The 14,287-nt window shown below is 49.7% G+C and carries 15 protein-coding genes; 7 read left to right on the top strand and 8 right to left on the bottom strand.

What is annotated here, in order from left to right:
* Positions 1-8 precede the first annotated feature (8 nt).
* The 4 genes from hemL (at position 9) to ACXYMU_RS06830 (ending at position 3,241) form a co-directional block, all read left to right on the top strand.
* Entirely contained in the window at positions 9-1,307 is a 1,299-nt protein-coding gene (hemL, locus tag ACXYMU_RS06845) for a glutamate-1-semialdehyde 2,1-aminomutase (RefSeq protein WP_458985621.1), read from the top strand.
* Positions 1,308-1,441: 134 nt separating this feature from the next.
* A complete protein-coding gene (gene dcd, locus ACXYMU_RS06840) occupies positions 1,442-1,978 on the top strand; it encodes a dCTP deaminase (protein WP_458985620.1) in 537 nt (178 codons plus the stop codon).
* 188 nt (positions 1,979-2,166) lie between these two features.
* Positions 2,167-2,598, top strand: a complete 432-nt coding sequence (locus tag ACXYMU_RS06835; RefSeq protein WP_458985619.1) for a hypothetical protein — start codon at positions 2,167-2,169, stop codon at positions 2,596-2,598.
* Between the two features lie 184 nt (positions 2,599-2,782).
* On the top strand, positions 2,783-3,241 hold the full coding sequence (locus ACXYMU_RS06830) for a hypothetical protein (RefSeq protein ID WP_458985618.1): 459 nt from the start codon (positions 2,783-2,785) through the stop codon (positions 3,239-3,241).
* Positions 3,242-3,313: 72 nt separating this feature from the next.
* Here the strand turns inward: ACXYMU_RS06830 and gldC are convergent, their stop codons facing one another.
* Positions 3,314-3,652, bottom strand: a complete 339-nt coding sequence (gene gldC / locus ACXYMU_RS06825) for a gliding motility protein GldC (protein WP_458985617.1) — start codon at positions 3,650-3,652, stop codon at positions 3,314-3,316.
* A 76-nt stretch (positions 3,653-3,728) separates the two neighbouring features.
* Here gldC and ACXYMU_RS06820 point away from each other — a divergent pair, with 76 nt between their 5' ends.
* Positions 3,729-4,775 carry an endonuclease/exonuclease/phosphatase family protein gene (locus ACXYMU_RS06820; RefSeq protein WP_458985616.1) on the top strand — a complete coding sequence of 349 codons (1,047 nt, stop codon included), beginning with the start codon at positions 3,729-3,731 and terminating at the stop codon, positions 4,773-4,775.
* A gap of 112 nt (positions 4,776-4,887) precedes the next feature.
* Here ACXYMU_RS06820 and dnaN read toward each other — a convergent pair whose 3' ends face one another.
* From dnaN to ACXYMU_RS06790, 6 genes are all read right to left on the bottom strand, one after another.
* Positions 4,888-6,012 carry a DNA polymerase III subunit beta gene (gene dnaN, locus ACXYMU_RS06815; RefSeq protein WP_458985615.1) on the bottom strand — a complete coding sequence of 375 codons (1,125 nt, stop codon included), beginning with the start codon at positions 6,010-6,012 and terminating at the stop codon, positions 4,888-4,890.
* A gap of 106 nt (positions 6,013-6,118) precedes the next feature.
* Positions 6,119-7,804, bottom strand: coding sequence for a gliding motility-associated ABC transporter substrate-binding protein GldG (gldG, locus tag ACXYMU_RS06810; protein WP_458985614.1), 1,686 nt, complete (start codon positions 7,802-7,804; stop codon positions 6,119-6,121).
* Positions 7,804-8,532, bottom strand: coding sequence for a gliding motility-associated ABC transporter permease subunit GldF (gldF, locus tag ACXYMU_RS06805; protein ID WP_458985613.1), 729 nt, complete (start codon positions 8,530-8,532; stop codon positions 7,804-7,806). The genes gldG and gldF overlap by 1 nt, the downstream gene beginning before the upstream one ends.
* A 109-nt stretch (positions 8,533-8,641) precedes the next feature.
* Complete coding sequence (gene gldA, locus ACXYMU_RS06800) at positions 8,642-9,553, bottom strand: gliding motility-associated ABC transporter ATP-binding subunit GldA (protein WP_458985612.1); 912 nt, start codon at positions 9,551-9,553, stop codon at positions 8,642-8,644.
* A gap of 115 nt (positions 9,554-9,668) precedes the next feature.
* Positions 9,669-10,373, bottom strand: coding sequence for an SDR family oxidoreductase (locus tag ACXYMU_RS06795; RefSeq protein ID WP_458985611.1), 705 nt, complete (start codon positions 10,371-10,373; stop codon positions 9,669-9,671).
* Positions 10,374-10,460: 87 nt separating this feature from the next.
* Positions 10,461-11,168 (bottom strand): SDR family oxidoreductase, encoded by a 708-nt coding sequence (locus ACXYMU_RS06790; RefSeq protein WP_458985610.1) that lies wholly within the window; start codon positions 11,166-11,168, stop codon positions 10,461-10,463.
* 112 nt (positions 11,169-11,280) lie between these two features.
* Here ACXYMU_RS06790 and ACXYMU_RS06785 point away from each other — a divergent pair, with 112 nt between their 5' ends.
* Together ACXYMU_RS06785 and ACXYMU_RS06780 are read left to right on the top strand one after the other, a co-directional pair.
* On the top strand, positions 11,281-12,012 hold the full coding sequence (locus ACXYMU_RS06785) for an MlaE family ABC transporter permease (RefSeq protein ID WP_458985609.1): 732 nt from the start codon (positions 11,281-11,283) through the stop codon (positions 12,010-12,012).
* A gap of 16 nt (positions 12,013-12,028) precedes the next feature.
* Complete coding sequence (locus ACXYMU_RS06780; RefSeq protein ID WP_458985608.1) at positions 12,029-12,811, top strand: ABC transporter ATP-binding protein; 783 nt, start codon at positions 12,029-12,031, stop codon at positions 12,809-12,811.
* 91 nt (positions 12,812-12,902) lie between these two features.
* On the opposite strand, the gene ACXYMU_RS06775 is transcribed toward ACXYMU_RS06780, so the two are convergent.
* Positions 12,903-14,207, bottom strand: a complete 1,305-nt coding sequence (locus ACXYMU_RS06775) for a NupC/NupG family nucleoside CNT transporter (RefSeq protein ID WP_458985607.1) — start codon at positions 14,205-14,207, stop codon at positions 12,903-12,905.
* Positions 14,208-14,287: the final 80 nt, after the last annotated feature.

The following is a 14,287-nucleotide window of genomic DNA, read 5'->3' as shown; positions in this document are numbered from 1 at the left end:
AGCAACACATGAAGCAAGTACCAGTTAGCAACGAACTATTTCAGCGGGCACAAAACAGTATACCGGGCGGAGTGAACTCCCCTGTAAGAGCTTTCAGAGCCGTTGGTGGGAATCCGCGGTTTATGGTTTCGGCCAAGGGCCCTTATATGTATGACGAAGACGGCAACCGCTACCTTGACCTGATCAACTCGTGGGGGCCCATGATTCTGGGCCATGCGGCGGAAGTGGTAAACGAAGCTGTACTAAAGGCCCTACCCAATTCTCTTTCGTTCGGGGCTCCTACCAGAAAAGAGATCGAGATTGCCGAACTGATCGTGAGCATGGTGCCTGGCATCGAGAAGGTGCGCATGGTGAACTCCGGTACAGAGGCCACCATGTCGGCTATCCGCGTGGCGCGTGGCTACACCGGTCGTGACAAGATCATTAAATTTGAGGGTTGCTACCACGGCCACGGCGACTCCTTCCTGATCTCGGCCGGTAGTGGCGCGATTACGCTGGGCGTTCCGGACAGCCCGGGCGTCACGAAAGGTACCGCGCAGGATACGCTGACGGCACCTTACAATAACCTGAATGCAGTGCGCATGCTGGTGCAAGCCAATAAAGAACAAATTGCTGCCATCATACTGGAGCCAGTGGCCGGAAACATGGGACTGGTGCTGCCGCAAGAAGACTTTCTCCAGGGACTCCGCGACATCTGCGACCAAGAGGGCATTGTGCTTATTTTTGATGAGGTGATGACTGGCTTTAGGCTAGCGCCTGGCGGTGCCCAGCAATTGTTTGGCGTAACGCCGGATATGACGACCCTAGGTAAGATCATTGGCGGCGGTATGCCCGTGGGAGCTTACGGCGGCAAACGCGAGCTGATGGACTACGTATCCCCGGCTGGCCCGGTTTACCAGGCAGGCACTCTGTCCGGCAACCCCATCGCTATGTCGGCAGGTATGGCTATGCTGACTTACCTGAAAGAGCACCCGGAAACTTACCAGCAGCTGGATGCCATTACCGAAAAGATGGTTGCCGGAATGAAACATAACATGCAGGAGCTTGGCTTAGACTTTACGATCAACCGCGTGGGTTCTATGTTCAGCATTTTCTTTACAAAGGAAGCGGTCACGGATTTCGATTCGGCAAAAACATCCGACACAGTTATGTTTGGGCGTTATTTCAACAGCATGCTGCAACAGGGTATCTACCTGGCCCCGTCGCAATACGAAGCCCTCTTTGTGTCAACCGCGGTGAGTGAAACGTTGGTGGAGGAATATGTGCAGGCTAACAGGAAGGCCCTGCAGGCAGCTTTGCAGGCTTAAGCAAAAGCACTATAACTAATTGGGGCAGCAACTGATGCAGGTGCTGCCCCTTGTTTTTTAGTTTGCAGGAGCCATTCAAAATTTATCAATTCACACCATATTTAGTTACTTTTGCAGTCTACAATCGCCACACCATGATTTTAACTGACAAGCAAATATTAGAGGAAATTGAAAAGGGCGCTATCCTGGTAGAGCCTTTTAACCGCAGCTGCCTCGGCACAAACTCTTACGACGTACACCTTGGCCGTTACCTGGCGACCTACCGGGACGAAGTACTGGATGCCCGCAAGCACAACGAGATTGACACCTTTGATATACCAGAGGAAGGGTTCGTGCTGCAACCCGGCACGCTTTACCTGGGTGTTACGCTGGAGTATACCGAAACGCATGCCCATGTGCCTTTCTTGGAGGGCAAATCAAGTGTTGGGCGACTAGGCATTGACATCCATGCGACAGCGGGAAAAGGCGATGTGGGCTTCTGCAACACCTGGACCCTAGAGATATCGGTTTCGCAGCCGGTGCGCGTGTACTATGGCATGCCTATCGGTCAGCTGATTTATTTTGAGGTGAAAGGCGGCATCGAGAATTATTATAACACCAAAGCCGATGCTAAATACAGCAACCGTACCATCACACCAGTAGAGTCTATGATGTGGAAGAACAAATGGTAAGGTAGTAGCAGTATCATAAATCCATCCCTTGAAAAGCCTGTTTATACTGCATAGACAGGCTTTTTGGCATAATATGTGCACTATATTAGCCGTAATACAAATCCAGCTGCCTCCGGAATTTTTTGCTCAGGAGGCACGTTGTCAATTCACAAGCAAAAACAAACGAAAAAGAAACGAAGGGATAAAGCATGAAAAAGATACTGATTATTACTGGCTTATTATTCGGATGTGCATACGGTGCCTCGGCTCAGGATAACCTGGCTGTTATAGCGCAGGCACGTGCCACAAACCTGTCACACACCATGATCCGTGAGTTAGGCCTTAACAATTACCAATCTAGGAAAGTAAACGAAATCAATCTGGATGTCGCTAAGAAAATGCTGCGCATTGAGGAGCAATATGCAGATAACAAAGCCAAGATGCAGGAGCTTTGCAATGGCGTTTGCGCCACGCGCGACCAGCTCTTAGAAAATGTGCTAAGCACGGTACAGTACAATGAGTACTTTGGAGACCGTAAAAACTTAGTGGCTATGGACCAAAAGTTTATGACTGATGGCGCTTATCGTACGGATACGAGGGTAGCCTCTGCTGCAACCGCTACTTCTGTTAGCGTAAACTAAGTCAGATAAGTCAGTACCGTTATTTATTCCGGGCGGGAGGATTTTTGAAAAATTCTCCCGCTTTTTTTCACCCATTAAATATTCTCATTCATATCCAGTTGCTGGATTCATAACTTCTAAGCCACTGAATTACGTATAAGAGAATAGATTAGAGTTTGAACAGATAAACGAAGGGATATACCAAATGAGAAAAGTATTTGTAATGCTTTGCATGATGTTTGGATCTGCGTTTGCCAGCAAGGCCAGCGGAACCAAATTTGTGAAGGCAACTGAAAATAAACCGAAAAGCACCGCCATGGCCACCGAAAAAGCCAAAGCTTGCTCCGATAAAATGATTACCAGCCTGCAACTGAATAACTACCAGTCGAGAAAAGTGCAGGAGATCAACATGAACATCTCGGAGCAGGTGATGAAACTGGAAAAACAGTTTGGCAATAACCCGGCAGAAATGGCAAATCGTGTACAGCAGTTACATGCCGAACGTGACCGTTTGCTTGAGAATGTACTAAGTACAGTCCAGTACAACGACTACTTCGGCCACCGCAGTGATTTTAAGGTGGTTGATGAGCAGCAGATTGCAGCGAATACCGGCACAGCCGACACAGACAGTAAATTACCGGATAATGCCACCGCGATTAATTAACGGACAAAGTTTAGATAAAACAATAAAAGCCGCCCTAAAAGGCGGCTTTTATTGTTTTATAAGGGGTTATGCTTAGCCGTTTTGCTGGCGCTCATTTTCTACGTGCTTGGTTAGCTCCTCGCACAAATCACGCATTTTCTTGGCCATCACCTGGTCGCTGGTAGCGGTGGCTATGCTCTGGGCCATGGCACCCATGGTATCGATGTAGAAAAACTTCATCTCATCAATCGGCATGTCTTTGGTCCACAGGTCTATTTTCATGGTGCCTGCCTCGTCTCTGTCCCAAAGCGAAATGTTGATGGCTTTAGCGAAATGAATCTTCTCACCGGCATCGGTTGCGCGCCAGCTGATCGCCTCCGGGATACGGTTATCGTCCAGAGCAATGCTAAAATATATTTCAGACTTTTTCATTTGATCGAATTTTAAACTTTATAGTATAGAGATCTCGTAATATCCATTCAAAGACACAAGAGTACAAAGTTACACGATGCACCACGGAATTAAAACCATCTGCCTTTTTTTTACCCTCGGCATGCTGCTAGGCTGTTCAAAAGTCCCATTAACCTCTGGCGCTGCCAAAACCTATGCGGTGGCTTTTTACAACACAGAGAATTTCTATGACCCAGACGATGCCCCTTCGCAACAAGGCGATGACGCCTATACCCCTACCGGCGCCTATCAATGGGACAAACAGCGGTATGGCCAAAAAGTAAAACAGCTGGCTAAGGTTATCGGAGGCATAGGTGGCAACAACGGTCCTGCCGTTATAGGGCTCAGTGAGATAGAGAACAGGAAAGTATTGGAGGACTTAGTGAATGCCGCCCCCCTCCGAAAGGCGAAATACAACATTGTTTACCCGGAGGCTCCTGCACCTAACGGCTTAGACCTTGCCATGCTTTATCAGCCAAAGCATTTCAAGCCTACGGCAGTAGAGCGCATTGCCCTTATGGATAAAACGCTCAAAGGCACATCTCCGCCGGCTATACTGCAGGTAAAAGGTGAGTTTAGAGGTGAGTTGATTACCCTATATGTGGTGCAATGGCCACTTCTGGTCAAAGGCAACCGGGCAGCGCAGCAAGAGCAGCGCAAGGCAGCTACTACCCTTCGGAAACAGATTGAAGCCCAACAAGCCGCCGACAAGTCCTCAAAAATTATTGTGTTAGGCGATTTCGGAACGGAGCCAGATAATGCTACTTTGGAAAAGACCCTGCAGGCAACAGGCCGCCCGAACCCGGTACACCAAGGGGAGCTTTTCAACACGCATTACCTCCTGTCGGTCAGTAGCAAAGGCAGCTATGCCCCCCGCACTAATTTGCAAATGACAGACCAGATTTTGATTTCAAAATCCTTCCTGGATGATACAAGCGGGCTACAATACGTACGTGGTTCGGCTGGGGTATATGACCCAAATTATACCAAGTACCTGTTTGGCAAGTACAAAGACACGCCAATCCGTACATTTTCCGGTAATGTATACATAGGTGGGTATAGCGACCATTTCCCAGTATTCATCAAACTAAAGAAAAAGAAATAATACAGGGCCAATTCCTGACTCAAACCGCGTTAAATCAATTAGGTATAAAATCAAATCGCCTCATTCCGATCTGGAATGAGGCGATTTGATTTTATGTTACGATATACGGAAATTATACGTAGTTATTAAGCATAACAGGCATCACCAGCATCAGCACGTTTTCGCTGTCCTCGTTCACGATTGGCATCAGCAAACCGGCTCTGTTTGGTGTGGAAAGCTCAAACGTGATTTCATCCGAATCCAGGTTGTTCAGCATCTCCATCAGGAACTTGGCATTAAAGCCGATTTCCATATCCTCTCCTTCGTACTGGCAGGCAAGGCGCTCATTGGCCTCGTTAGAGAAGTCCAGGTCCTCTGCGGATACCTGCAACTCCGAACCGTTCAGTTTCAGGCGGATTTGGTGCGTAGTTTTGTTCGAGTAGATCGAGATACGCTTAACTGAACTGAGCAAATCCTGGCGGTCAATTACCAGCTTGTTCGGGTTCTGCACCGGGATCACATTTTCATAATCCGGGTAACGCTCATCAATCAGGCGGCAGATCATGCGGATATTGTCGAATGTAAAGAAAGCATTCGACTGGTTGAACTCCATGCGCACCGCAGTGGCTTCCGAAGGCAAGGTAGATTTCAGGAGCGTAAAGGCTTTGCGAGGGATGATCAACGAAGCTTCCTGCCCTGTGCCTACATCCGTGCGGCGGTAACGCAGCAGGCGGTGCCCGTCTGTAGCCACAAACGTTACGTTATCGCTGCGCAACTGCACATAGATCCCCGTCATGGCTGGGCGAAGCTCATCGTTGCTCACGGCAAAGATGGTTTTGTTGATGGCGCGGGCCAGCACATTCGATGGGATCTCGATGGCATTGGCTCCCTGTACCAAAGGCAAACGAGGGAAATCAGTGGCATTCTCACCAGACAGCTTGTAGCGTCCGTTCGAAGAGCTGATCTCGATGGTATAGGTCTCTTCATCAATCGTGAAGGTTACCGGCTGATCCGGCAGGTTCTTCAGCGTCTCGAGTAATATCTTGGCAGGAGCAGCGATACGGCCGTTCTCCCTTGCTTCCACAGGCAACTCCGTGATCATGGATGTCTCCAGGTCACTGGCGGTGATGGTAAGCGTGCTGTTGTCGATTTCAAACAGGAAATTCTCAAGAATCGGGACCACAGGATTGTTGGTCACCACCCCGTTTATGCTGGAAAGCTGCTTCAGAAGAGCAGAAGAAGAGACGATAAATTTCATTATTCTACCTATAATGTTATTCTGACAAAGTTATAAATATTTCGCATTTCTCCTAGGCCTTTCCCTGCCCCTTTTTGCTGTTTACCTGGCATTGAGGAGGATAATTTTAAAACCGCTCGTATTTACGCTTCCGCATGTAGTAGCGAGCTACCCCAAACAGCCCGAGCACCAGCACAGGGGCGATCAGGTTCAGCAATTGCCAGTAGCTTTTCTCTTCCCGCACCTTTACTTTATCCAATGGCCGCAACTCGATCACCTTGCTCCGCACGTTGATCAGCCCCCCAGAGTCGAGCAGATAATGAATGGTGTTCATAGCCAACTCCCGATTCGCAAACGTGATGTTGTTGTACCGGTCGAAGCCCAGCTCATAGGCCTGTCCGGTGCGGGCATTGATTTCGTTGCGCACCAGGTCGCCATCCGAGAATACCGCAAGCTTGGTCTCCACACCCTGCTCCAGTACTTTGCCAGCCTGCACGCCTTGCGGCACCTTCCTGTTGCGGAACAAGGATGTAAACTTACCTTCCAGCAGGTAGCCCACCGGTTGCGGGCCAGCATTGTATTGCTCCGGGTTTACCTCCATGCGGGCTTCCTCCAGCGTGATAGGAACAGGCGGCTGTAGGATTCTGGAATAAGGCGAAGTATAAACCAAGGGCAGTTTTCGCACTCCCTCCGCTTTTACGGTATCAATCGTGCCGATGAACTTGGTATAAACAGCATCCAGGTTGCGGGTGATGGGGTGCTTGCTGAAATTATTGAGCAGCGGATAAAAGCGCCAGTTGGTCATTTCGGTCTGTGGCCGGTCTCCCAGGTAACCCGTCACCATCGGTATAAACCCGGAGTTAAGGTCCATCACCAGCGTAGGGTTCAGGCGCACACCGTAACGAAACAACATATCGTCCAGGTTCAGGTTATACGGCATCGCAAACATCCCCCCTGCTCCCACACTGTCCATGTTGGCGTTCAGGGCATCTACAAAAAACACTGCTTTGCCGCCCTTCATAATGAACTGGTCGATCTTAAACTTGTCTGCCTCCGTGAACGCGGAAGTTGGTTTGGCAACAATGATGAGATCGAGGCCTTCTAATGTTGGGATTTCAGAAAGCTCTCCGCGGGCTACCCGGTAATATTCCTGCAACGAGCCCAGCAAGTCTGTCACATGATTCATTTCCAGCTCGCCCTGTCCGGTAATGTACCCGATGACCTTGTCCCCCTGCAAAGCGACTTTACGAATGGCTGTACCCAGTTCGTACTCCACACCCTCCACCGACTGATTCAGGCGCTCGGCCGGGGAAGCCGCCAGATTACCTTTGAGCAACGAAACAGCCGTTTCTTTACTGCCATACCGCACCACGGCTCCCGGAAATACTAGCCTCTCTACTTGCTTGCCGTCTTCAGTGGCTTTTAGGTTAGTTGGGGTGATGCCTTTTTTAGCCAGACTCAAAATAAACTCGTTGCGCTGCTTCTCATCGGTAATATCATTCGGGTTTATAAAGTTATAGCGCAGGTTCCCCCCTGAATAGATCCGGAATTCATCCAGCGTCTCGCGCACAGACTGCTGTAACCGCTTAAAACCCGCCGGGAAGTCGCCTTCCAGGTATACATCTACCACAACTTCCTCCTGAAGCTGCCCCAGCAGCTGTTTAGTCACTGGGGCGATGGTATAGCGCTTATCCTCCGTCAGGTCTAACCGGAAAAAGAAATTTGCAGCTATGATGTTCAGCAACACTATGCCCAGCACCCAGGCGAGGAACTGTAGGATGTCTTTGCTTTTTTTGCTCTTCAACTGTGCCATTACCACTTTCTGCTTTTAAGAACCAATCTGGTAGCCAGCACCATCACGGTAATGACACTTAAGAAATAGAGTATATCGCGTGAGTCGATCAAGCCTTTGCTGATGGCGGTATAATGATAGGAAATGCCCAGTTGGCCGATCAGGAAACTGACACCGGACAAAGCCGGAATGGAAGCTATCAGGTCAAAGCCCGTGAACACGATGTAACTCAGGAAAACAGCCAGCACGAAGGAGATGATCTGGTTATCAGACACGGAAGAGGCAAAAAGGCCAATTGCAGTGAAAACACCCGCCAGAAAGATCAACCCGATGTAAGAGCCCGCTACCGCTGCCGAATCAATGTTGCCCACGGTGCTGCCCAACTGGTATACCGACACATAGTAGAGCAAGGTAGGCAACAGGGCAAATAAGGCCAGCAGCAACGCCGCGAAGTATTTACCGAGTATAAGCCCTATATCTGTCAGGGGCTTAGTAAGCAACAGCTCAATGGTGCCTTCACGCTTTTCCTCCGCGAACGTGCGCATAGTGATGGCCGGGATCAGGAAAAGGAACAGCCAGGGCGCCATATTGAAAAGCGTCTGCATGTCGGCGAAGCCGTACTCCAGGACGCTGCTTTCCGGAAAAACCCACATAAACATACCGGTCGCCACCAGAAAAACTGCGATGACGATGTAGGCTATTAAAGAATTAAGGAATCCGTTGATTTCCTTTTTGAGAATGGCGAGCATTTACTATTTAAATTAAAAATTATGAATCAGAAATTAAAAAAGGAAGGGTTATACGCTCTAAGTCGACATCCTCCCTCTGCATTTCTAATTATAAATCCTGAACTTCCAGTTACTTCGTTAACTGTTGGAATATCTTTTCGAGGGAGTTTTCTTCCTGCCGCAGCCCAACCAGCGGCCAGTTGCGCTCAGCGGCAATCCGGAAAATGCTGGCGCGAATATCAGCCCCTTTGCCCGACACGATCCGGTAGGTATGGGCTGAGCCGATCGTGACACGCAGCACCCCTGGAATGGCGCGCAGCACTTCCTCTTCCACAGGCTGCTCAAATTCCACTAGGGTAGTTTTCTCCTGCTGGTTGGCTTCGTGCAAGCCCGATACTTCACTGTCGGCTACCAACTTCCCGCGGTTAATGATCACCACACGGTCGCAGATGGCCGTTACCTCCTGCATGATGTGCGTTGAGAAAATAACCGTCTTATTCTGCCCCACCCGCTTGATCAGCGCCCGAATTTCCACGATCTGGTTCGGATCCAAGCCAGTGGTTGGCTCATCCAGGATAAGCACCGGCGGGTCGTGCACCAATGCCTGCGCCAGCCCCACCCGCTGCCGATAGCCTTTTGACAAGGCCCGAATCTTTTTGCCTTGCTCCAACGCGAGACCGCAGAGTTCCACCATCTCCATCGCCCTTTCCCTTCCTTTTCTGCCCTTCAGCCCGTAAACAGACGCGGCAAATTGAAGGTACTCGTGCACGTACATGTCCAGGTAGAGGGGGTTGTGCTCCGGCAGGTACCCTACGCTGCGTCGCACGGCCATGGGGTCTTGCAGCACATCGTAGCCGTTCACCACCACCGTGCCGGCGCTTGGCGGCAGGTAGCAGGTGGCGATCTTCATGGTCGTGGACTTGCCCGCGCCGTTCGGTCCCAGAAAACCCAGGATCTGCCCCGGCTCCACCGTGAACGAAACATCGTCTACAGCGCGCTGTGCACCATATATTTTCGACAAATGCTTTACTTCAACAGACAATTTATAGCGTGCTGGTTAGGGTATAACATGGTATTAGGATAAGTTTACTAATAAAAAAGAGCTTTGCACCCTCCTTTCAAGAACGCAAAGCTACAAAAGCCAGGCCAGTCTTTTACTATTTTTGACGCTTCCCTTTTGGCATCAACGGGCGCACCTCAATATCCACGTGGTGGTAGTTGGGATGTGACTGCAACGCATGCAATATGGTGGAGGCGATATCCTCCGGACGCATCATGTTGTCGCTCACGGTCACACTGTCGATGTTATCGAAAAAGTTGGTTTTAACCGAACCTGGGTAAATACATGTCACCTTTACGCCATACTCGCGCACTTCCTTATACATCGCGTGCGAAATACCACGCACAGCGTGCTTGGTGCCGCAATAACCCGCCATCTGCTCTATTCCGGTTGTTCCGGCTATAGAAGAGATATTAATGACATGCCCTTCCTCGGCCTCTTTCATGCCCGGAAGCACCAGGCGGCTGCAATAAAACAGCCCGTTCACATTCGTCTCGAACATGGTATGCCAGTCCTCCAGCGCCATCTCATCGATAGCGCCAGCCATGCCCAACCCGGCATTGTTCACCAATACTGCTACAGGACCGCCTAAGCTTTGTAAAGTAGCTTTGTACGCTTGCTCTACCTGCTGGTGGTCGCGCACATCGCATTCAAAAAAATGAAAGCGCTTGTTCTCCAGATCCGGTGCAGTTCGTCCCCAGCCTGCCACTAGCATGCCTTTAGCTAACAAGAGTTCCACGGTAGCCAAGCCAATGCCTTTACTCACACCAGTTACAACCGCTACTTTTCCTTCTAACTCCATATATAAATCTTTAAACTTTTAATTAAAAATAATCTGCAGACGCCAGCGGTTGCAAACAAATTAGATTTAGCCGCTAGCCTAAAGAAACTACAAATCGCCCAGTTGAGGGCGGATCAACAGCTCCTCTACCACGCTGTTCTCAGAAAGAACATACGCATTGAAGATAGACATCGCCACATCCTCGGCTTTGATGAAACGCTCCGGCGGCAGATCCACACCTTCCCAACTGGCTGTAAGGGTAGCCCCAGGCAATATTGCCGTTACCCGCACATTATGTTCCTTAAGTTCTTCACGGAGCACTTTAGTCATGCCGTACAGCGCGAACTTAGAGATGCAATAAGAGCCTCCATTAATATAAGGGGTAATACTAGCGGTAGAGCAAAGCGTGAAAATATGCCCGGAGCGGCGACTGATCATATCCGGCACCAAGCCTTTTGTAAGGTAGTAAGCACTGTATAAATTAGTCTGCACCATAAAAGGCAGCGCCTCGTCGTCCTCTTCTGTTATCTTACCGGGCACGAACAGGCCGCTGTTATTCACCAGTACATCCACCTTCACCCCAAGGCCTTTCACATAGCCAAGGAAGGCTTGCACTGATTTTTTCTCACTTAAATCAGCCTCACGGTAAAAAACTTTTGAGAAAGTATAAGACTGCTCTATCTCCAGCTTCAACTTTTGCAGGTCCTTTTCGTTTCGGGAACAGGTAATGATATGGAAGCCCTCTTTGGCGAATTGTTCCACAACAGCTCGCCCTATCCCTTTCGTACCGCCGGTCACCAAAATGTATCGTTGCATAAATATGTGCAGTTTTATATGTTTTGTGATTTTAAACGTAATATAGGTATTAAACAGTATTTTTGCCCATTGTTCACCAGATTAGCATGATTCATCAGCTACTATAAGCCCTATGCTGCAACATTTCGGAAAGTATTTACTTTTTATGTCGAGTTTGTTTACGCGTAGCGAATCGCCGCGTATCCTCTTCAAAAGAACCATTGATGAAGCCATCCTGATTGGAATCAATTCCATATTCATTGTCGCCATCGTCAGCACCTTTATCGGTGCAGTAACCTGCGTGCAGGTTTCTTATAACCTGAACAACGCCTTCATCCCCCGCTCCACCATCGGGTTTATGGTGCGGGAAATGACCATTCTGGAACTTGCCCCCACCATCACCTCCATCGTGCTGGCCGGTAAGGTCGGCTCCAGCATTGCGGGTGGTTTGGGCACGATGCAGATCACGGAGCAGGTGGATGCCCTGGAAGTAATGGGTATAAACTCTGCCTCTTACCTGGTGCTGCCCAAGATAATTGCAGCCTTGTTCATGTTTCCGCTCCTGGTCATACTGGCCATGTTCCTGTCAATTGCAGGGGGATACATTGCGGGTACTTTATCAGGTGCCCTGACAGCGCAGGAGTACATCTCAGGTATTCGCGAGGACTTTATCTCGTATAACATTGTGTTTGCCCTGATCAAATCTGTGGTATTTGCCTTTCTGATTTCCTCTATCTCTTCTTTCCGGGGTTATTTTACCTCAGGCGGAGCACTGGAGGTGGGTGCGGCCAGCACTACGGCCGTTACCAACGGGGTAATCGCCGTGTTGATCGCAGACTTTATTTGTGCACAGCTACTGCTGTGAGCTACATTCCCATACTATGATAGAGATTCATAACATACATAAAACCTTCGGCGACAAGAAAGTGCTGGATGGCGTGAGCGGGGTTTTCGAGACGGGCAAGACCAACTTGCTGCTCGGCGCCAGCGGTACTGGTAAAAGCGTGTTGCTAAAGTGCATTGTCGGTTTGGTAAAGCCCGACATCGGCAGCGTAACTTTTGACGGTACTTATTTTACCAACAACAAGCTGGACATCCGGCAGGAGATTCGCCGCAAGATCGGGATGCTCTTTCAGGGGTCAGCCCTGTTTGACTCTATGAACGTAGAGGAAAACGTGGCCTTTCCGCTTAAAATGCTATCTCCGGAAATGAGTAAGAGCGAGCGGAATGACCGGGTGAACTTTTGCCTGAAACGTGTGGGGCTTGAGAACTCCAACAAAAAGATGCCTTCCGAGCTAAGCGGGGGTATGAAAAAACGCGTGGGCATCGCCCGGGCCATTGCACCCAATTGTACGTACCTCTTTTGCGATGAACCGAACTCAGGCCTTGACCCCCTGACTTCCATTAAGATCGACGAGTTGATCAAGGAAATTACAGAGGAGTTCAACATCACCACCATCATCGTAACACACGACATGAACTCGGTGATTGAGATCGGTGATAAGATATTTTTTCTGTATCAGGGCAAGAAGCTTTGGGAGGGCACCCGCGACATCATCATGGACACGGATGTGCCGGAACTGAATGAGTTCGTGTTTGCCAACCGCCTGATGCGGGATGCCAAGAAAGTGGAAGAGGGCGAAGAAAGCCAGAGCCATTTGTAAACCTGAAACCCTTAAGTCCAGCGATACCCTCAATCAAAAATGGCCGGCTACTTGAGAAGTAGCCGGCCATTTTTGATTGCTGTGCTTTATGTTATACGACGTACAGCATCCCTGCCAGGGTGGCTGTCATCATGCAAGCTAGCGACGCGCCCAACAAGGCGATAAAACCCAGTTTAGAGAGATTCCCCTGCTGGCTAGGAGCCATGCTGCCTATACCCCCAATCTGAATGGCTATAGAGCTGAAGTTAGAGAAGCCGCAAAGCGCATAGGTCGCCATCACAATGGATTTTGCTGACAGGGTGCCTGCATTCTTCATTTCGGCCAGGTCCAGGTAAGCGACAAACTCATTGATGGCTGTTTTCTGGCCAAGCAAACTGCCTACCTGCAAGGTGTCTGCCCAGGGAACGCCCATAATAAAGGCAAACACCCGGAAAATCTGACCTAATATGTATTGTAAGGAGAATCCGTTGAAGCTACCATTCGTGCTGGATACTACCCACCCGTTCAGGCCTGTCCATACCCCAACCAGGTCAGTGAGCAGGTAGTTTACCAGCGCAATCACCGCGATAAAGGCCAGAAGCATACCCCCTACGTTGGCAGCCAGCTTCAAACCGTCAGCTGCCCCTCTCGAAAGCGCGTCTATCAGGTTCACACCCAGTTGCTCCTCGTTCATCTCCAGCTTGGTAGTGATTTTCTCGGGCTCGTTTTCCGGCACCAGGATTTTAGCCAGCACTATACCCGCAGGCGCATTCATAATAGATGCCGTGAGCAGGTGTGCTGCAAAAACTGCTTTCTGAACCGGGTCATCGCCGCCCAAAAACGACACGTAGGCCGCCAACACGCCTCCTGCCAGCGTGGCCATACCTCCTGTCATCAGGCACATCAGCTCTGAGCGCGTCATGCGGCTAATGAACGGGCGCACCAGCAATGGCGCCTCGGTCTGCCCCAGGAAGATGTTGCCCGCCGCTGAAAGGCTCTCTGAACCCGACAAGCGCATGCCCTTGGACATTACCCAAGCAATACCGTACACGATTTTTTGCAGCACACCCAGATAGTATAACCCGGAAGACACTGTGGAGAAGAATATGATGGTTGGCAGCACCGAAAAGGCAAAGATAAAACCCAGGCCTCCGTTTTCGGCTGGATTGGCCAGGTTACCGAACAGGAATTGGGCACCTGCCTGCGAGAAATCCAGAAACGTAACAAAGCCCCGGCTCACCACAGCGAAACCATCGGCCACCATAGGCACCTGTGTCACGAGCACGCCAAATAAGATCTGAAGGGATACACCGAAGCCAACCAGCTTCCAATCGATTTTCTTCTTGTTTGTTGAAAACAGGAAAGCAATAGAGAGCAATATAAGCAGTCCTATGCTTCCTCGTAAAATGTCATACATGCCGTGGGGAAATTTGCCAAAATTAAATCTATTATCTCATAAAACAAAAAGTCCTGCACTTACGTAGTGCAGGACTTTTT

It is taken from the genome of Pontibacter sp. CAU 1760, from assembly GCF_054482735.1.
This window is presented reverse-complemented; position numbering and strand designations above follow the sequence as displayed.